This is a genomic window from Streptococcus symci (assembly GCF_006385165.1).
GTDB lineage: Bacteria > Bacillota > Bacilli > Lactobacillales > Streptococcaceae > Streptococcus > Streptococcus symci.
Window position 1 is genome coordinate 428607 of the sequence record NZ_VFJA01000001.1, and the last position, 18573, is coordinate 447179.

Below are 18573 nucleotides of genomic sequence, written 5' to 3' on the forward strand. Positions count from 1 at the left end.
ATGTGTCAAAGCATTTGCCAGAAAAAGTCAATAATATAGGTCAGACCGTAGGTATAAACCACGAGGGTAAAGGGTTTGGTCAGAATGATGATGGTCATATAGCGCTTGAAGCTCATCTTGGTCAGGGCAGCTAGCATACAGAGAAAGTCAGCTGGACTAATGGGCCAAATCATCATAAAGATAAAGAAACGGTCAAAACGATTGCCTTTATCCAACCAACCGATATACTTGTCATAGGTGCGCTTGCTGACGACAGACTGGACAAAGGCAGCCCCATAGAGGCGCACCAGATAAAAGATAATAGCACAGCCAATCACGATGCCGATATAGTTGTAGATAGTCCCGATGATGTGCCCGTAGATAAAGACGCCAGCCACAGAGGTCAAGGCCCCAGGAATGATAGGGACGACCGTTTGTAAAATCTGTAAAAAGATAAAGAGAGGTGGACCCCAGATACCTGCCTGCTGGATAAAGGCAGAGAGGGTTTCCTTAGACTGTAAAATCCCAGCCTGATAAGCCCAAATACAGAAAATCAAGGTGCCGACTCCCCCGACGATAGATGAGATATTGATAACCTGCTGTAAAAGGGGAGAAACAGCTTTCATTTGTTTATCCTGTGACATGTAAACTCCTCATAGATAGTATAACTCTACTATACCATAATTTACGGTTTTAAACTATCTGAGTGTCTAGAGGTAGAATAATTATGGTAAAATGGAAATAATCAAATGCTAAATTAGATTGAGGAAGAATCATGTTGGGATTAAAGTTTAATGGGACTTGGCGCAACTACCAAAAACAGGTCTTGGAAAACTTCCAAGAATACCAAGCAGATGGGCATGTTCACTTGGTGGCAGCACCAGGTTCAGGGAAAACAACTATAGGGATCGAGTTGATTGCCCGCTTTGATAAGCCTGCTCTCGTTTTGGTACCGACGGTGACCATCCGAGAACAATGGGTGGATAGGATTCGCCAGGCCTTTTTAGAGGATGAGAACCAGGTCACAAGTCTCGTGTCTCAAAATCTCAAGGACATGAAGCAAATCACCATCGCCACCTACCAAGCCTTTCACAGTGCTATGCAACAGGTGCAATCTCAAGAAGATAACGGCGAGGTTGAGGACTTTATAGGCTTTGACCTGCTTGGCAGACTCAAGGAAAGGGGTGTAGAAACTCTCTGTCTGGACGAATGCCATCACTTGAGAAATGAATGGTGGAAAAGTCTAGAAGACTTCCGTAAAAACTACCAGCAACTGCAAGTCATCTCTCTCACTGCGACACCGCCTTATGACAGTGAACCAGAACTCTGGGATCGCTATCTCCAGATGTGTGGTGAGATTGACCAAGAAATCACAGTGCCAGAACTGGTTAAGGAAGACACTCTTTGCCCTCATCAGGACTTTGTCTATATCTGTTTTCCGACCAAGGAAGAGGACAAGCGCTTGGAGGAGTTTGAAGACACCAAGTGGCAGTATGTCAGTCAACTAGTCCTTGATCCTGACTTCCAAGAGTTGATTCGGAGTTCCAAGGTTCTCAAAGGGAAAATTTCTGCGGATATTCTCCTTGAAGATCCCAAGTATCTCTCGTCGCTCCTCATTTATCTACAAGCTCAAAAACAGGAAATTCCCAAGCATCTACGAGATTTACTGGGAGCTGAAGGCTTGCCTGCCCTCAATTATTATTGGTTAGAAGTTCTCTTGCAAGGCCTTCTCTATCAGACTCCTGACTGGTATGAGGATCCGCAGGAGACAAAGAAAAAGATAGAAGCAGAACTGAAATCAAGAGGGTTGATTGAAAAACGTCAGGTTTTCTTGGTCAAATCCAAGGCCAATGACCAAATCCTAAACCAATCTTTAGGAAAACTAGCTGGGATTGCGTCTATCTTTGAAACCGAGTATGCCAGTCTAGGAAAGGACTTGAGACAGTTAGTCTTGGCGGACTATATCCGTAAGGATTTTGCCAGTTATCTGGGAGATGACCAAGCACCAATCACGCAATTAGGAGTCCTCCCTTACTTTGAAACCATTCGCAGAAGTGCACAAAAGCAAGGCTTGTCTGTCCCGATAGCAGTCCTTTCTGGTAGTGTCGTGATCATACCGGCTAGTGTTAAGGCAGAACTCGAAGCACTCATTCCAAACACTAGCTTAAGCTTCTCTGCCATTGGAAAACTCGATCAAGGTACTTATCTCCAAGTAGGCTTCCCATCCAGCTTTAAGGGGATGGTCGCAGCAGTGACCGAACTCTTCCAACGTGGTTCTATCCAGGTCTTGGTCGGAACCAAGTCTCTCTTGGGAGAAGGATGGGATGCCCCTTGCGTCAACTCTCTCATCCTCGGAAGTTTTGTCGGAAGCTTTATGCTCAGCAATCAAATGCGGGGCCGTGCCATCCGTATCTGGCCAGGACATCCAGATAAGACCAGCAATATCTGGCACCTAGTAGCCATCAAACCTTACAAAAATCCAGTCTTTTCTAAGGAGGATCAAGAAGAACAAGACCTCAATCCTTATCAGGACCTACAAACCCTTGCCCGTCGTATGGATCATTTCCTTGGCTTGTCCTATAAGGAAGATACCATTGAAACAGGTCTGGAACGCTTGAACTTTCCTGAGTTTCCATTTAAGAAAAAGAAAATCGAAGACTATAACGAGAAAATCATGGAACTATCCAAGGATCGCGCCTCCTTACGTAAAAAATGGCAGGAATCTCTCATTGTTGCTGATAAGATTGAGATTGTCAATGAAGTTGCGACCGACAGCAAACGAATCCCTCTGCTCGCCCTAGCGGATGCTGAAAAGTGGCTTCGCTACGCTCTGATGATATTTGCCATTAGTCTCCTAGCTTATGTCGTTCGACTAACCTTCTTTGCCTTGCCATGGTTGACAGCTCTTTGTGTCCTCTTCCTAGCTATTACAGCCTTTCGCTATTACAGCTACAAGAGTCCTTATAAACGCTTGCGCCAGATCGGTGAAGCTATTCGCAAAGTCATGGTGACTGCCGGGCATTTGTCTGATGACCAGTCGCGCGTGCAGGTCGAGGAGGACAAGGAAAGCTTTAACGTATTTGCCTATCTAAAAGGTGGCAGCATGCGAGAAAAGGAACTCTTTTCCAAGGTTTTAGGAGAATTCTTTGCGCCCGTGGACAATCAACGCTACCTCTTAGTAGCTAAAAAAGCACCAGCAGGTCAGTCCAAGTATTTTGTGGTTCCTAGCCTTTTTGAAAAACGCAAGGAAGATGCCCAGCTCTTCCTAGATGCCGTCGCACCATATCTGGGCAACTACCAACTCGTTTACACCCGCAACGAAGTAGGGAGAAAAATCCTGCTAGAAGCTCGACTCAAATCTCTAGCCAACAAAAACGACCGCATCATTACTAAGAAAAAGGTCAAAAGTGCTTTGAAATAGAAGGAAGTGAGCGTTTTCTGGCCGGAACATGATATAATAGATAATTAACTATGAGACAAATTGAAGAGATAGTCTGAAAGATATTGTTAGTAAAAATAGACAGTTCTGACTAGCAAAAGGAAGTTTTTATGGCAAGACGAAAAGATTTTTCTGAATTAACAAGAGTACAAATCCCAGCAGCTCTGCATTTGATGCGTATGGGCTATACCTATCTTCCTCGCAATGGGAAGGAAATTGCAGAAAGAGACCCAGATACCAATATTCTTGTATCTGTTTTTAAAGAGCAATTTTTAACATTTAATAACTACTTAACAGATGAAGATTTTGAGAGAGAATTGGCCAATATCAAGCTGGAACTGGATCAAAATGATTTAGGGCGTTCCTTCTTTAAAAGGATACAGGGACAAGAAGGTGCTGTTTATATCGATTGGGAAAATCCTGAAGCCAACATCTTCCATCTGGCGCTTGAAGTCACTTGTCAAAATGGGCAAGATGAATTTCGCCCGGATATAGTTGTGTTTATCAATGGACTTCCCCTTTCTTATATCGAAGTTAAACAACCCAATGCTATCCGTGATGGAAAGACAGGGATTCAGTCAGAACAGGATAGAACTAGATACCGTTTTGAAAATCGTAAGTTCCGTCGTTTTAACAATATTACTCAATTGATAGCTCTATCAGATAATTTACCTTATATCAGTGGTCAAGGTCAACAAAAACGGGGTTCTTACTACGGTTCAAATGCCTATTCAAAAACCAAGTTTAATGCTTTCAAGGAAGAAAGAGAAGTAGATTTTCTGAATTCAATTGTACCTTTAAGAGATGAACAAATTGATTTCGTACTTGAGGATGTGAAGCGTTTTGCTCTCAAATCTCAACCAGAATTTACAACAAACTTACAGCCCAACACTCCCTGCAATACTTTCTTATCTTCTTTGTATCAAAAAGAACGTCTGCTTTTCATGCTTCGTTTTGGGCTGGTTTATGTAGAAGAAGAAAGCAAGGAAGGTCAGATACAATTGCAGAAGCATGTCATGCGTTATCCGCAATACTTCGCTACAAGAGCCATCGAAGAAACCATCGCAAAAGGTGTCAAAAAAGGTGTTATTTGGCATACACAGGGATCAGGTAAGACTGCCTTGGCTTTCTTCAATATCCGCTATCTTACCAATTATTTTTCAAAACAGGGGATTGTTCCGCAGTTTTACTTTGTCGTTGATCGCCTGGATTTGGCAGACCAAGCTTTTAAGGAATTTACCAAAAGAGGTCTAAAAGTTAAGCGCATCAACAATCCTCGAGAACTCAATCAAAAACAAGACGGCTATGATGTCGCCGTTGTCAATATTCAGAAGTTCAAAGATGATTCAGACCTGACCGACCGCTCTGGCTATGATCTCAATCGTCAAAATATCTACTTTATCGATGAAGCCCATCGCTCTTATAACGAACGAGGTTCCTACCTGCCAAATCTCTATCAGGCAGATACCAATGCGATCAAGATTGCCTTGACTGGGACCCCTTTGATTACCTACAAGAAAGATGGTAAGACCAAGGAAAGTCATGCGACTACACGTGATATTTTTGGAGATTATATCCATAAATACTACTACAACCAGTCTATAGATGATGGTTTTACCTTACGTCTCATGCGAGAAGATATCGAGACGTCCTATAAAGATAATCTCAGAGCCATCAATGAAGAAATCCAACGTGGGGATTTATCCAAAGAAGATATCTTTGCTCATCCGCACTATGTGGAACCAATGCTTGATTTTATTCTGGAGGACTTTAATCGTGCGCGTGATCTGGTTTTTGATGACCAGACAATTGGTGGTATGATTGTCTGTGATTCGTCCAAGCAGGCGCGTGAGCTTGAAAAGCAGTTAGAAGAACGACGAAAGGCTGGAACAACCAACTTGACCTCTGCTCTCATCCTCCATGATGAGGGAGACAAGGAAGAGAAAAAGGAAAAGGTGGATGCCTATAAGGAAGGTAAGATTGACCTCATTATCGTCTATTCGATGCTCCTGACAGGTTTTGATGCGCCTCGCCTCAAGCGTCTCTATCTAGGTCGCAAGATTAAGGCTCATAACCTTCTCCAGACTTTGACTCGTGTGAATCGTCCTTACAAGGACTATCTCTTTGGCTATGTAGTTGATTTTGCGGATATTTCTAAAGAATTTGACAAAACCAATCGTGCTTATCTAGAAGAACTCAATCAAGAGTATGATACAACCCTGACTGGGGAAAATGGAGAGGATGTGTTTGGTTCGCTCTTTGTGCCAGCTGAGGAAATTTCTCAGGAACTCAGCAAGACAGAGCGCATCCTCATGGACTATCCAACCTCTAATCTAGAGTTCTTTTCTCAATCAATTGATGATATCAAGGATAGAAAGCAACTAAATGAACTACGAAAAGCCTTAGAATCGGTTAAGCAGTACTATAATATCGCCCGCTTACTTGGTTATGACCATTTGATTAAGCAGATTGATATTGCTCAGATTGCAACTCTGCTCAATGTCATCTCAAGACGTTTGCTGACCTTGTCACTGATAGATAAGCCAGATGACTTTTCTAGTCGCACTCTTTTAAATCTTGCCATGTCTGAGACCAGTTTTAGTTTTGTCAAGATTGCGGAGGAAGAACTCCGTCTAGCAGCCAATGACCTAGAAGATTTGAAGCGTCGAGTTGCTGGAGGCATCATAAAACAGCGTGATGAGAAAGATCCTGAGTGGGTTTTTCTCTACGAAGAATTCCAGCGCATCATGAAAAAGCATCTGATTCATGGGCAAGAAGGCTATACTATGGAAAACATCAAAGAAATTCAAAAAGAGTACGAAGACCTCTTTAAGTCAGTGGAAGATTATCGTACTCATATGAGACGTTTGACGATGAATTTTGGCGGAGATGAAATGGCGGCGCGTTCCTATAAACACGTGACCAACTCGACTATGGTAAGCGAGTACCCAGCAGTTTATCATGTCATTAAAGATTCTAAAGTTACTCTGGATCACAAAATCGGTCAAAATCGAGGAGTGCTCGATAACGAGGACTTCTTCAAGAAATTGATTCGAGAAGTAGCCCGAATTTCAATGAAAACCAACCAATCTGCAAGTGATTTGACAAGACAGGTTTTTAACGATATCGTCGAGTCGCTATTTGAAGGATATGAAGAGGAATACCAACACTAATGAATGAAACATATAAAGTTCAAGTCCAAGACTTGGTAGATGATTTGAAAGCAGTCTTTACTCATGCAGGACTAGGAGGGGAAGCGGGTGAGTACAAACTCCTCACCCAGTCCTTCCTCTACAAATTTTTAAATGATAAGTTTTTATATCAAGCCAAGGTGCTGGATGAATCCAACACTTATGAAAACTTGTTAGCAATGAGTGAAGATGACTATGACTGGCTCTTGGAGGATATCGGTACAAGTACAGCTTGGCTCAAGCCAGACCAGTTGATCGAAACGCTTCACCGTCAGCAAAATGAAGCGACTTTCTACGAGAGTTTTGAAAATACTCTTAATCAGATAGCTATTGATAATAACGATATCTTCTCTGTGCATACAGACGGCGATACAGCTATTCGTCTATTTGATGAACGCTTGATTACCGACACAATATCAGATAGCAGTAAGCGTAACGAGGTTGCAAAAGCTATCATCAATCTCCTTGCACGAGTTAAGTTTGATGAGACCATTTTTTCACAAGGTTTCGACTTTTTCTCTACTCTCTTTGAGTACATGATCAAGGACTACAACAAAGACGGTGGTGGTAAGTATGCCGAGTACTACACGCCTCACTCTGTGGCTAAGATTATTGCTGATATTCTTGTGGGAAATGACCAACCATCAAACGTGCGCATCTATGACCCGTCTGCTGGTTCTGGAACTTTGCTGATGAACCTGGCTAGTCGTATCGGTGTGGATAAGACCACTGTTTACAGTCAGGATATCTCGCAAAAATCATCCAATCTCCTCCGTCTCAATCTGATCTTGAATGGTCTCCAACACTCCATTCATAATATCGTACAGGGAAATACCATTATCGCTAATCGCCATCCTGAGAAGATGGACTATATCGTGTCTAACCCTCCTTTCAAGCTGGACTTTTCAGAGTGGCGTGACCAAGTGGAGACCTTGCCAGAAGCCAGTAAGCGTTTCTTTGCAGGAGTACCAAAGATTCCAGCCAAGTCCAAGGACAAGATGGCGATTTACGAGCTCTTTGTTCAGCATATCATCTACTCCCTGAAACCAGATGGGCAAGCGGCCGTTGTCTTGCCGACAGGCTTTATCACGGCCCAGTCAGGGATTGATAAGGCTATCCGCCAACACTTGGTGGATCATCAAATGCTGGCAGGTGTCGTTTCCATGCCGTCCAATATCTTTGCGACGACAGGGACCAACGTCTCTATCCTCTTTATCGATAAGAAAAACAAGGGTGATGTCGTCCTCATCGATGCCTCAAACCTGGGAACCAAGGTCAAGGAAGGCAAGAACCAAAAGACCGTGCTCTCTCCTGAGGAAGAGCAGAAGATTGTCGAGACCTTTATCCAGAAAGAAGTCGTCGAGGACTTTTCTGTCACCGTCTCCTATGAGGACATCAAGGAGAAAAACTACTCTCTTAGCGCAGGTCAATACTTTGAAATTAAGATTGACTATGTGGATATCACAGCAGAAGAGTTTGACGCCAAAATGAGCGCATTTCAAAACAAACTCTCAGACCTCTTCCAGCAATCGCATGAACTGGAGCAGGAGATTGAAGAGCAAATGAAGGGGTTGAAGTATGAGTAGCATAAGGTTAGGGGAGATTGGAAAAATCTCAATGTGTAAGAGAATATTGAAATCTCAGACAAATGAATTTTCAGGAATCCCTTTTTATAAAATCTCAACGTTTGGTGGCACTCCGACAGTCTATATTGATGAAAAGATTTATCGTGAATACAAAGAAAAATATTCATATCCTAAAAAAGGTGATATTTTAATTTCTGCTGCAGGAACAATTGGGAAAACAGTAATATTTGATGGAGAAGCTTCTTATTTTCAAGATTCCAATATAGTATGGATAGAAAATGACGAATCAAAGGTAACAAATCAGTTTCTTTATTATTTTTTACAAACAAATCCTTTTATTACTACAAATGGAAGTACCATAAAAAGATTATATAACGATAATTTAAGAGATACTAAGATACCGAATGTCCCCTCAATCCAACAACAAAATCAAATAACAGATATTTTGGGTGCTTTAGATAAGAAAATCCAAATCAACAACCAAATCAATCAAGAGTTGGAAGCTATGGCTAAGACCCTCTATGACTACTGGTTTGTGCAGTTTGATTTCCCAGACCAGAATGGTAAACCCTACAAATCATCAGGCGGAAAGATGGTCTATCACCCAGAACTCAAATACGAAATTCCAGAGGGGTGGGGAGTGGAGAAGTTGGGGGATATTTCTCAATACGTTTCTGAAAAAGTTGATTCTTTTGAGCTTAATATAGAAAATTATGTAGGAACTGATAATATGATTGCAGATATGGGTGGAATTGAACTTACTACATCAATTCCTAAGTCAGGAACTTCAACGAAATTTTCTGCGGGAGACATTCTAATTTCAAATATTCGTCCTTATTTTAAGAAGATTTGGCTAAGTGATAGAACAGGTGGATGCAGTGCAGATGTACTTTGTATTAGGACGAATAGAACAATTCCTAAAGAATTTATTTATGCAACTCTTGCTAGAGATGATTTTTTTAACTATGATGTAGCAGGTTCTAAAGGATCAAAAATGCCCAGGGGTGATAAAAAACACATTATGGAGTATCCAATAGTATTTGAATTTGGAATTGCAGAACAATATTCTAAAATAGTCAAACCTATATATGAGGGTGTACATGAAAATAATAACCAAAACCAAGAACTCACCCAACTTCGCGATTGGCTCTTGCCAATGCTGATGAATGGACAGGTGCAGGTGGAGTAGATTAGTTGTAGATAAGTAAATAAAGGAGAAATAATGATTACCGAATTGCAACTCCCTTCAGATCGGTTTATTGACACTACATATAGCGGATTAAAGCAAAAGAATTTCATTTACGGAAAAAACGGAACAGGAAAATCAACAATCACTCAAACAATATTTGATTCATTCCACGATACTCATGATGTACGAATTTTTCAAGGATTTGATTCTGTGGCGGAAAATTCAGTATTAAACGCTATTTCGTTAGGAAAAGAAAATGCAAGTATACAACCTCAAATTGATCAGGTAGATCTTGAAATTTCTGAATTGGAGAATGAACTTATTGCTAATGAGAGCAGACCAGAAAATCTTTACGCTAGATGTCAAGCTAAGGAAAAAGAATATGTGGAACAAAATAAATCTATAAATGATAATTGTAGATCCTCAGCTAGTAAGCTAAAAAGAGAGTATACTGATTTAACCGGAGTTAATTATAATATTCGATACTTCAAAGAGGATATAGAAAGTATTGATAAAAGTGTTACTAGCGTTTCCTTAAGTGATACTGAGACAGAACAACTTCAACAATTGATAAATCAAGAAGAGATTAAGAATGAATCAAAACAATCATTTCCAAATATTGATGTAAGTGGATTTTTAAAAGCTACAAATGAAATTATCACAACAGAACTAGCAAAAAGTATCATACTAGAATTTTCAACAATTGAAGAACAAAACTGGGTTAGACAAGGTATGAACTATCATAATAAAGGAGATGTTTGTGCGTTTTGCAACAATCCAATTTCTGATCAACGTTTGGACCAATTAAATCATTTCTTTAGTGATAATGTTAAGAAGTTCGAGACAAGATTAACACATGCTATAGCACTTTTAAAAATAGAAAAAGATGAGATTAGAAAAATTAAATTGATTGCCCCTTCTCAATTCTATCTGATTTATCATGAACAAATTTCAGTATTAAATACTTCTATCTCGGAATTGATTCTAAAGCATACTTACTTTCTTGATTTCCTTATTGAAACTTTGGAAAAACGTAAATCGGATCTTTTTACAACTATGTCTGAAATATCTTATGAGTTACCAGATAGCTTTGAATCGATTAAGGAACAGTATAGTGAAATTTATGAAGTAAACAGAAGATACGGTCAAGATTTAATCAACAAAAAAGAAGATGCAAAAAATAAGTTGAGACTCAATTTGGTAAATATTGAGCTATCTAAAATGGAATATAGCCAGGATGTATCTAAGTTAGAGAAATTAGATATAGAAAAGAAAGGGTTAACTGATGAGTTACAATTCAATCAAAATAATTTGTTTGAGTTGAGAAAACTAAAACGTAACCTTATTTCTCAAACTATTGATGAAAGTATTGCTGCAGAGAGAATTAACAAATCATTAAGAAGTCTAGGAAACCATTCGTTTCAATTAGAGCTAGTTTCAGGTGAGCAAAAAGGTCAGTATACGATAAAAAATATTGATGGTAGCACACGAGATGTAGATACATTAAGTACGGGAGAAAAAAATATAGTTTCATTTTTGTGGTTTTTAGCAGATTTGGATAACCCTTCAAAAATGTCAGAAAAGCCACAAGTTATAGTTTTTGATGATCCTATGAATTCTAATGACGATACGACGCAATATTTAATAATTTCATATTTGCAAGATTTGATAATTAATTTATCCGAAAATCGCCAATTGTTTATTTTTACTCATAATATTCATTTTTACTTAAATGTAAGATATGATTGGTGGAGGAGGCCGACTTCTACTAAATTGACTTTACACCTTAAAAAGATTAATGGGAAAAGTAAGATTGACCTAATTGAAAATCGAAATAAAGATTTAAAAACTAGTTATGATGCTCTATGGGCAGAGTTAAGATGGCTTTATCAACAAGATAAACCAAATTTCATGTTAAATCCTATCCGACGTATTTTTGAAACATTCGCAAAATTCAATAACATATCACCTGATGTTTTATTTGAAAGTGATGTTGAAGCAAAAAAATTATTTAATGTTAATTCTCATTCAATTGACGATTTAGAGGCTGAATTAAATGGTAAAACTAATGTAGATATTATTTCAAAAGTCAGTGCTATTTTCCGTAGCAATAATGCGCAGTCGCATTTTGAAAAACACTGGACAGAATCGAATGAAGAATAAATATTTTCTAAAAAATCATCTCTTAATTATTAATTAATTTTAAAAATAGAGATTTGAAATCCCATCCAAATTAACTTTTGGCTGGTTTTTATTGTCTAAAGATGGTATAATTAAATTACCTAAAAGGTAATTTAATTATACGGAAAGGGACATATGAAGCTTATCTATACAAACAAAACTGTTGAAAAGCAGTGCACAGAGCTGAGACGGGCGAAAAAGGATTTTTCGGATAAGGTTGCAATAAAGTTGCATCTCTTGATCAACTTTTTGGAAGCGGCGGATTCTTTGGCCAGTGTTACAGTTTTTCCTAAATACCACTTTCACCAACTAAAGGGAAAGAGACAGGGACAGTTTGCTTTGGATATAGATGGTCGGAAAAGTTCCTATCGTTTGATTGTAGGTTTTCGTGAAGAGGACCTAGAAAAGGTCTTTTCCAGCCCCATTGAAATCGAAATCCTAAAAATAGAGGAGGTCAGCAATCACTATGAGTAATAAAATTGTTGAATACAAAGACCTGATTGCTTTTCATCCAGGTCAGTATGTTGAAGAGTTGATTGAAGATTATAACGTAACGCAGAAAGAATTTGCGGAGCGCTTAGGTATTTCGGCAAAGACTGTCAGCAAGATCGTCAATGCTGAGGAGTCCATTAGTAAAGAAACGGCTCATAAGTTAGCCAAGCTAAGCGGAGTTTCCATGCAAACTTGGCTCAATCTTCAAAATGCTTATGATGTAAAAGTGGCTGAGATTGCAGAGGAAAGAGAGCTTGAAGAAGGTAGCGAGAAAGAAATCTGTGAGATGATTGATTTCAAGTATTTTAAGGAAAAAGGCTACGTTCCAGAAAAACGCTATAGTTTGAAGGAAAAGATTGTTGAGCTTCGCAAGATTTTAGGTGTGGCAAGCATAGAAAACCTTACATCGTTTAACCATCTAGTCAGCTATCGGAATACGCGTGAGTTTACGACTAAAAGTATAGTCAACTCCAATATCATGCTGGAGTTGGCATCTAAAAAAGCACGTGATACAACAACTATCAAGCTCAATCGCAGAAAGTTAGAGAAAAGCTTGCCTGCCTTGAGAGAGTTGACCAGACAGGACCCAGAAATCTTTCCACAGCGCTTGTACGATATCTTACTTGATTGTGGTGTTGTTTTAGTCGGTCTACCTGCTTTGCCAAATGCCAATCTGAATGGAGCGACTAAAAAATTCAGTAACGGTAGTGCCTTGCTTTTACTCACGGATAGAAACAAAGCATCAGATATTTTCTGGTTCTCACTTTTCCATGAGATAGGACATATTCTGGAGAATGATTTTTCATCTGATGATGGAAATAGCGAATCCTACCGACTTTCTGAGGAAGAGGCAGATCAGTTTGCAAAAGATCTTTTAATAAGACCAGAAGACTATCAGGCTTTTGGTGAAAAAGGAAACTTTGATAAGTCGGATATCATACGTTTTGCAGAGGAGATAGATATTCATCCTAGCGTCGTTTTAGGCAGACTACAAAATGAGGGTATTCTCAGTTTTGACCGTTTTCGTGAATTAAAAGAAAATTATTACTTTGTTTCTTGAATCTATGGAAATTTGTAGAAGATGAAAATGTTCCATACAGTTAGTAATGATAGCTTCTTTATTCGCTCATAATTCGCTTATTTTTTGAAATAAGACCAAGATACAATTTTGTTTCCATATTTCCTGGAAACTGATAGAAAGTAAAGAGAAACATGGAACAAACTAATCAAAAATCCCAGTGTCAACAACTCTGGGCTAGAAATAAATACCTTGTTTTGAGCCATTCCAGCAATATTTACAATGAGATTCGCCAATATCTCAAGAATGAAGTGGTGGAGGTAAGTCATGTTCAAGAACTAATCGACCGTGCCTGTCAAATCCCAGAACACAGGGGTCAGGTTTGCAATGCCTTTCAGCATATTTGGGGCTATTTCAAAAAGAAAGCGACAGATGTTGAGCGCAAGGACTATATGCTCTTGCTGGATCGCTACCGCTTTGGTCAAACTTCTAAGAAAGACTTGATCGCTAAGACTCGAGACTTGCTGGATCGCTATCCCAATACCTACTTGCAACATTCGACTTTACTGAAAGGAGACGCCCATGAGACTTTGGCATGAGGCTTTGATTTCACACCTTCCCCGTCCTCAACTTTTGGGGCAACATCGGGAGTGTTGCGCCCTGCGTGGCAATGGCTGGGGTAGAAAGCATGCGACAGTGGACTATGTCTTTACCCATTCGCCCTATCGTCTCTATGCCTACCATGACTTGATCATGAAGGAGATGGCTAACCGAGGCTATAAGGTCAGTCCAGAGTGGCTGGATAAAAACTACCGAGGTAAAATTTGTCCAGCTTATGAAGACTTGCCTGAGGAAAAGTTGGGGAATCCTATCTATAGCGAACATGATGCAAGATACTATGAGGAGTGTTTAGCTAATCTACGAGAGAAAGGCATTGAGCTGGAGTAAGAGTCAGAATTATCTCCACATTATAACTCTTCTCGTCATTTTTTCGAATAATAAAAATGAGACCTTTAGAATGATTCTAAGGTCTTCTTTTTATGAGTATTAGGATTTACTTTTAATAACTTTTAAGTTATAATTAAATTGAAAAGAGGTTGCTTGGTGCATACGATTTACTTCTATAAGGACAAAAATGGAAATGAGCCAGTCTTGGATTATATGAGAGAATTGGCCTGTCGTAAAAGTAAGGATAGCCGCATCAAACTCAATAAACTAAATGACTATATCGAGTTACTTAGTCAGCAAGGGACCAGAGCTGGGGAACCCTATATGAAACACTTGGAAGATGAGATATGGGAACTAAGACCCTTGAGAGATCGAATTTTATTTGTAGCGTGGCTTGATGGTAGTTTTGTTCTTTTACATCATTTTGTCAAAAAGACTCAGAAAACTCCTAGAAGAGAAATTGAAAAAGCCAAGCGTGAACTGAAGGACTTAAGAGAAAGAGGGGTAAGTGATGAAGAATAGTGCTATTGGGAGTAACTGGAAGGATGTCAGGTCAGAACTCTTTACCAAGGAGGAAATACTTGAAAGTGATATGCGAGTGGCTATCATGAGTGAGTTGATTGAAGCCAGACATAAGCAAGGTATCAGTCAGAAAAAGCTAGAAGAACTTAGTGGAGTAAGCCAGCCTGTCATAGCTAGAATGGAAACAGGAAAGACTAGTCCTCAGTTGGATACAGTCTTGAAAGTTTTAGCCAGTTTAGGAAAGACACTAGCAGTCGTCCCCCTCGAACAGGAAAAGAGCTGAATAAACTGACTTATAGTCTTTTCTAATAGCAAGCCATAGTCACTTATAAGAATTACTAATAACGTGTTTGAGCATTCTAACCGGAATACGCCTATAAAACAAGCTACACAAAGGATTTGAGGCATTTGTCTCAAGTCTTTTTCTTTTGTCTAAAACGGAGATATAGTTTCAAGCTATATCAAAGCCTAATTTTTTACAATTATACAGATGATTTCTTTTCTGTTAAGATAGTTTCAACAACAATTTTTGGAGGACACATCATGTCAACTACGATCATCGGTTTCCCTCGTTTGGGCGAATTCCGCGAATTAAAATTTACAACTGAAAAATACTTTAGAAAAGAAATCTCAGAAGAAGAACTCTTGGCAGCAGCAAAAGAATTGCGTGCGAAACACTGGAATATTGTCAAAGAAAAAGGAATCACTGAAATTCCATCAAATGACTTCTCTCACTATGACAACTTCCTAGACGCAGCCTTCCTCTTCAACGTGGTACCTGCTTCAGTTCAAAACTTGGACTTGTCTGACCTTGAGCGCTACTTCGCTTTGGGTCGTGGTTACCAAGGAGAAAAAGGGGACGTTCGCGCCCTTCCAATGAAGAAATGGTTCAACACAAACTACCACTACATTGTGCCTAAATTCGAAAAAGACACTCAAGTAAAATTGGCAGGTCACAAGATTTTAGATGAATTCCAAGAAGCAAAAGAACTTGGATTGAACACTCGCCCAGTTCTTGTAGGTCCATTCACTTTCCTTCAATTGTCAGACTTTGAAGAAGGCGTGAAAGCAGAAGACTTCGTAGACAGCTTAGTGGCTGCTTACCAAGACGTTTTTGCTAAATTGGCGGATCTTGGTGCAACTCGCATCCAATTGGATGAAGCGGCTCTTGTGAAAGATTTGACTGCCGAAGAAAAAGCTCTCTTCTTGAACCTCTACAACAAACTTTTGGCTGATAAAAAAGGTCTTGAAGTTTTACTTCAAACTTACTTTGGTGACGTTCGTGACGTTTACGCTGACCTTGTAAACTTGCCTGTTGATGCGATTGGTCTTGACTTCGTTGAAGGTAAGAAAACTCTTGAACTCGTCAAAGGTGGCTTCCCAGCTGACAAGACTCTCTATGCAGGTATTGTCAATGGTAAAAACATCTGGCGCAACAACTACGAAAAGAGCTTGGCTGTTCTTGAACAAATCCCAGCTGAAAACATCGTATTGACAAGCTCATGCTCACTTCTTCATGTGCCATTTACAACTGCTAACGAAGAATTTGAACCAGCAATCTTGAACCACTTTGCTTTCGCAGTTGAAAAATTGGATGAGATTCGTGACTTGGATGCTATCCGCAACGGTCAAGGTGAAGAAGCACTTGCAGCTAACAAAGAACTCTTTGCGACTGAGCGTGTTGGTGAAAATGCGGAACTTCGTGCGCGTATCGCTGGCTTGACAGACGCAGACTACACTCGTTTGCCAGCCTTTGCGGAACGTGAAGCTATCCAAGAAGAAGCTTTCAAACTTCCAGCTCTTCCAACAACAACGATCGGTTCATTCCCTCAAACAAAAGAAGTTCGTGCGAAACGTTTGGCTTACCGTAAAGGTGAATTGTCTCAAGAAGAGTACGATGCTTTCCTTGCTGAAACAATTGACGAATGGATCAAATGGCAAGAAGATATCGACTTTGATGTCCTTGTTCACGGTGAATTTGAGCGTAATGACATGGTTGAGTACTTCGGTCAAAACTTGTCAGGCTACCTCTTCTCTAAGAATGGTTGGGTTCAATCATACGGTATGCGTGGGGTTAAACCACCAATCATCTGGGGTGATGTAACTCGTCTTAACCCTATCACTGTTAAATGGTCTAGCTATGCTCAAAGCCGTACAAACAAACCTGTTAAAGGTATGTTGACTGGACCTGTTACCATCCTCAACTGGTCATTCCCTCGTGAAGACATCTCTATCAAGGATTCTACTCTTCAAATCGCCCTTGCTATCAAGGATGAAGTGCTTGACCTTGAAGCTGCTGGTGTGAAAATCATCCAAATCGATGAGGCTGCTCTTCGTGAAAAATTGCCACTTCGTCGTAGCGACTGGTACGAAGACTACCTTGATTGGGCAATTCCTGCCTTCCGCTTGGTACACTCAACAGTAGCGCCAGATACACAAATCCACACTCACATGTGTTACTCAGAATTTACAGATATCATCCCAGCTATCGATAACATGGATGCGGACGTTATTTCCTTTGAAGCTAGCCGTTCAAACCTTGAAATCTTGGACGAACTCAAAGCGAAAAACTTCCAAACTGAAGTGGGACCTGGGGTTTACGATATCCACTCACCTCGTGTGCCGAACGAAGGCGAAATCGATAATACTATCGAAGCTATCCTTGCTAAAGTGCCAAGCAAGAAAGTTTGGATCAACCCTGACTGTGGCTTGAAAACACGTGGTATTCCAGAAACAAAAGAAAGCTTGATTCGCCTTGTTGAAGCAGCTAAAGCTGCGCGTGAGAAATTGTAAGATAGGATTTCTCAAGAAGCGCTGTTTGGTCAATCTGCCTGTTTCACTTGGATTCTAGGAATCCAGCTAACGAAAAAATCAACTAGAAAAGGATAATGACTATGTCACGCCAAACACCGTCACTCTCATTTGAAGTGTTCCCTCCAAACCCAGCCGTGGGTAATGATAACATTATTTCTGCTCTTCAAGATATGCAGGAGTTGGCTCCTCACTTTATCAGTGTAACTGCCAGCAATAATAAATTTAATATCAAGGAAACGACGGTTCGTTTGGCTGATTTTATCCAAAATGACTTGGCGATTCCGACTATTGCTCACTTGCCAGCCATCTATTTGACCAAGGACAAGGTTGCTGAAACCATTGCTGACTTGGACAAGGTTGGGGTACAGAAAATCTTGGCTCTTCGTGGGGATATTATTCCTGGTGTGGAACCACAAAAGGATTTCCGCTACGCAACGGACTTGATCGAGTTCATTAAGGAGCAAGCCCCTCACTTTGATATTGTTGGTGCTTGTTATCCAGAAGGTCATCCAGATTCACCAAATCAAATTTCAGATATTCAAAATCTTAAGAAGAAAGTGGATGCAGGCTGTTCTAGCCTTGTAACTCAGCTTTTCTTTGACAATGAGCGCTTCTATGATTTCCAAGACAAGTGCATCTTGGCTGGGATTGATGTTCCCATTCATGCAGGGATTATGCCAATTCTGAATCGAAATCAAGCCCTCCGCCTCTTGAAGACTTGTGAGAATATCCATCTTCCACGCAAATTTAAAGCCATCTTAGACAAGTATGAGCATGACCCTGAGTCGCTCAGAGCAGCAGGACTTGCCTATGCAGTGGATCAAATCGTGGACTTGGTAACTCAGGATGTTGCCGGTGTGCATCTCTATACGATGAACAATGCAGAAACAGCAAAATACATTCATCAAGCAACACATGCTTTGTTTAATCACCAGTCTCTAGGATAATAAAAAGCAAACCATTCTTCTCAGCTGAGGGGAATGGTTCCTTTTTAATGGTAAAGACCGTACTTTTTAAGAAAAATATGATAAAATAGACTCTGTACGTACTTGATACAAAGATGAGGGTATTAAATAATACAATGCATTTAAACTGAAACTCTTAGATGTTTTAGCATCAAACCTTTCTAATGATTTGTATCTTGTGTAATTGAACCCGGCCGAAAAGCTGTGTAAAAAAGATAAACTGTCTTGTCTTCATCGAAGACTTCGTCA

General features: G+C 39.9%; 14 protein-coding genes. 13 read left to right on the top strand and 1 reads right to left on the bottom strand.

Annotation, left to right across the window (positions count from 1 at the left end):
- Nucleotides 1–5: 5 nt before the first annotated feature.
- A complete protein-coding gene (locus FJN11_RS02005; RefSeq protein ID WP_125456276.1) occupies nucleotides 6–623 on the bottom strand; it encodes a TVP38/TMEM64 family protein in 618 nt (205 codons plus the stop codon).
- Between the two features lie 131 nt (nucleotides 624–754).
- Here FJN11_RS02005 and FJN11_RS02010 point away from each other — a divergent pair, with 131 nt between their 5' ends.
- From FJN11_RS02010 to metF, 13 genes are all read left to right on the top strand, one after another.
- Nucleotides 755–3400: a DEAD/DEAH box helicase family protein gene (locus tag FJN11_RS02010; protein WP_140223929.1), complete on the top strand. Its 2646-nt coding sequence runs from the start codon at nucleotides 755–757 to the stop codon at nucleotides 3398–3400.
- 128 nt (nucleotides 3401–3528) lie between these two features.
- Nucleotides 3529–6591 carry a DEAD/DEAH box helicase family protein gene (locus tag FJN11_RS02015; RefSeq protein ID WP_140223930.1) on the top strand — a complete coding sequence of 1021 codons (3063 nt, stop codon included), beginning with the start codon at nucleotides 3529–3531 and terminating at the stop codon, nucleotides 6589–6591.
- Nucleotides 6591–8195, top strand: a complete 1605-nt coding sequence (locus FJN11_RS02020; RefSeq protein WP_140223931.1) for an HsdM family class I SAM-dependent methyltransferase — start codon at nucleotides 6591–6593, stop codon at nucleotides 8193–8195. The genes FJN11_RS02015 and FJN11_RS02020 overlap by 1 nt, the downstream gene beginning before the upstream one ends.
- Nucleotides 8188–9384: a restriction endonuclease subunit S gene (locus FJN11_RS02025; protein ID WP_140223932.1), complete on the top strand. Its 1197-nt coding sequence runs from the start codon at nucleotides 8188–8190 to the stop codon at nucleotides 9382–9384. Before FJN11_RS02020 ends, FJN11_RS02025 begins: the two co-directional genes overlap by 8 nt.
- 33 nt (nucleotides 9385–9417) lie before the next feature.
- The gene (locus tag FJN11_RS02030) at nucleotides 9418–11547 is read left to right on the top strand and encodes an AAA family ATPase (RefSeq protein WP_049552174.1); all 2130 of its coding nucleotides are present in this window, start codon (nucleotides 9418–9420) and stop codon (nucleotides 11545–11547) included.
- Between the two features lie 153 nt (nucleotides 11548–11700).
- The gene (locus tag FJN11_RS02035; RefSeq protein WP_049552175.1) at nucleotides 11701–12039 is read left to right on the top strand and encodes a type II toxin-antitoxin system RelE/ParE family toxin; all 339 of its coding nucleotides are present in this window, start codon (nucleotides 11701–11703) and stop codon (nucleotides 12037–12039) included.
- Nucleotides 12032–13117, top strand: coding sequence for a HigA family addiction module antitoxin (locus FJN11_RS02040; RefSeq protein WP_140223933.1), 1086 nt, complete (start codon nucleotides 12032–12034; stop codon nucleotides 13115–13117). Before FJN11_RS02035 ends, FJN11_RS02040 begins: the two co-directional genes overlap by 8 nt.
- Before the next feature lie 152 nt (nucleotides 13118–13269).
- A complete protein-coding gene (locus FJN11_RS02045; protein WP_000438485.1) occupies nucleotides 13270–13674 on the top strand; it encodes a YbgA family protein in 405 nt (134 codons plus the stop codon).
- The gene (locus tag FJN11_RS02050; RefSeq protein WP_049552177.1) at nucleotides 13658–14023 is read left to right on the top strand and encodes a TIGR02328 family protein; all 366 of its coding nucleotides are present in this window, start codon (nucleotides 13658–13660) and stop codon (nucleotides 14021–14023) included. Before FJN11_RS02045 ends, FJN11_RS02050 begins: the two co-directional genes overlap by 17 nt.
- Before the next feature lie 156 nt (nucleotides 14024–14179).
- Nucleotides 14180–14545 (top strand): type II toxin-antitoxin system RelE/ParE family toxin, encoded by a 366-nt coding sequence (locus tag FJN11_RS02055; protein ID WP_125431664.1) that lies wholly within the window; start codon nucleotides 14180–14182, stop codon nucleotides 14543–14545.
- A complete protein-coding gene (locus FJN11_RS02060) occupies nucleotides 14535–14828 on the top strand; it encodes a helix-turn-helix domain-containing protein (protein WP_049552179.1) in 294 nt (97 codons plus the stop codon). Before FJN11_RS02055 ends, FJN11_RS02060 begins: the two co-directional genes overlap by 11 nt.
- 260 nt (nucleotides 14829–15088) lie before the next feature.
- On the top strand, nucleotides 15089–17338 hold the full coding sequence (gene metE, locus FJN11_RS02065) for a 5-methyltetrahydropteroyltriglutamate--homocysteine S-methyltransferase (protein ID WP_140223934.1): 2250 nt from the start codon (nucleotides 15089–15091) through the stop codon (nucleotides 17336–17338).
- Between the two features lie 101 nt (nucleotides 17339–17439).
- The gene (metF, locus tag FJN11_RS02070) at nucleotides 17440–18306 is read left to right on the top strand and encodes a methylenetetrahydrofolate reductase [NAD(P)H] (protein ID WP_049550760.1); all 867 of its coding nucleotides are present in this window, start codon (nucleotides 17440–17442) and stop codon (nucleotides 18304–18306) included.
- Nucleotides 18307–18573 lie beyond the last annotated feature (267 nt).

Bases quoted from the DNA above. Each gene is read 5' to 3' on its own strand.
- FJN11_RS02005 (WP_125456276.1), bottom strand. From the start codon at position 623: ATGTCACAGGATAAACAAATGAAAGCTGTTTCTCCCCTTTTACAGCAG.
- FJN11_RS02040 (WP_140223933.1), top strand. From the start codon at position 12,032: ATGAGTAATAAAATTGTTGAATACAAAGACCTGATTGCTTTTCATCCA.
- FJN11_RS02020 (WP_140223931.1), top strand. From the start codon at position 6,591: ATGAATGAAACATATAAAGTTCAAGTCCAAGACTTGGTAGATGATTTG.
- FJN11_RS02015 (WP_140223930.1), top strand. From the start codon at position 3,529: ATGGCAAGACGAAAAGATTTTTCTGAATTAACAAGAGTACAAATCCCA.
- FJN11_RS02010 (WP_140223929.1), top strand. From the start codon at position 755: ATGTTGGGATTAAAGTTTAATGGGACTTGGCGCAACTACCAAAAACAG.
- FJN11_RS02030 (WP_049552174.1), top strand. From the start codon at position 9,418: ATGATTACCGAATTGCAACTCCCTTCAGATCGGTTTATTGACACTACA.
- FJN11_RS02050 (WP_049552177.1), top strand. From the start codon at position 13,658: ATGAGACTTTGGCATGAGGCTTTGATTTCACACCTTCCCCGTCCTCAA.
- FJN11_RS02060 (WP_049552179.1), top strand. From the start codon at position 14,535: ATGAAGAATAGTGCTATTGGGAGTAACTGGAAGGATGTCAGGTCAGAA.
- FJN11_RS02035 (WP_049552175.1), top strand. From the start codon at position 11,701: ATGAAGCTTATCTATACAAACAAAACTGTTGAAAAGCAGTGCACAGAG.
- FJN11_RS02025 (WP_140223932.1), top strand. From the start codon at position 8,188: ATGAGTAGCATAAGGTTAGGGGAGATTGGAAAAATCTCAATGTGTAAG.
- metF (WP_049550760.1), top strand. From the start codon at position 17,440: ATGTCACGCCAAACACCGTCACTCTCATTTGAAGTGTTCCCTCCAAAC.
- FJN11_RS02045 (WP_000438485.1), top strand. From the start codon at position 13,270: ATGGAACAAACTAATCAAAAATCCCAGTGTCAACAACTCTGGGCTAGA.
- metE (WP_140223934.1), top strand. From the start codon at position 15,089: ATGTCAACTACGATCATCGGTTTCCCTCGTTTGGGCGAATTCCGCGAA.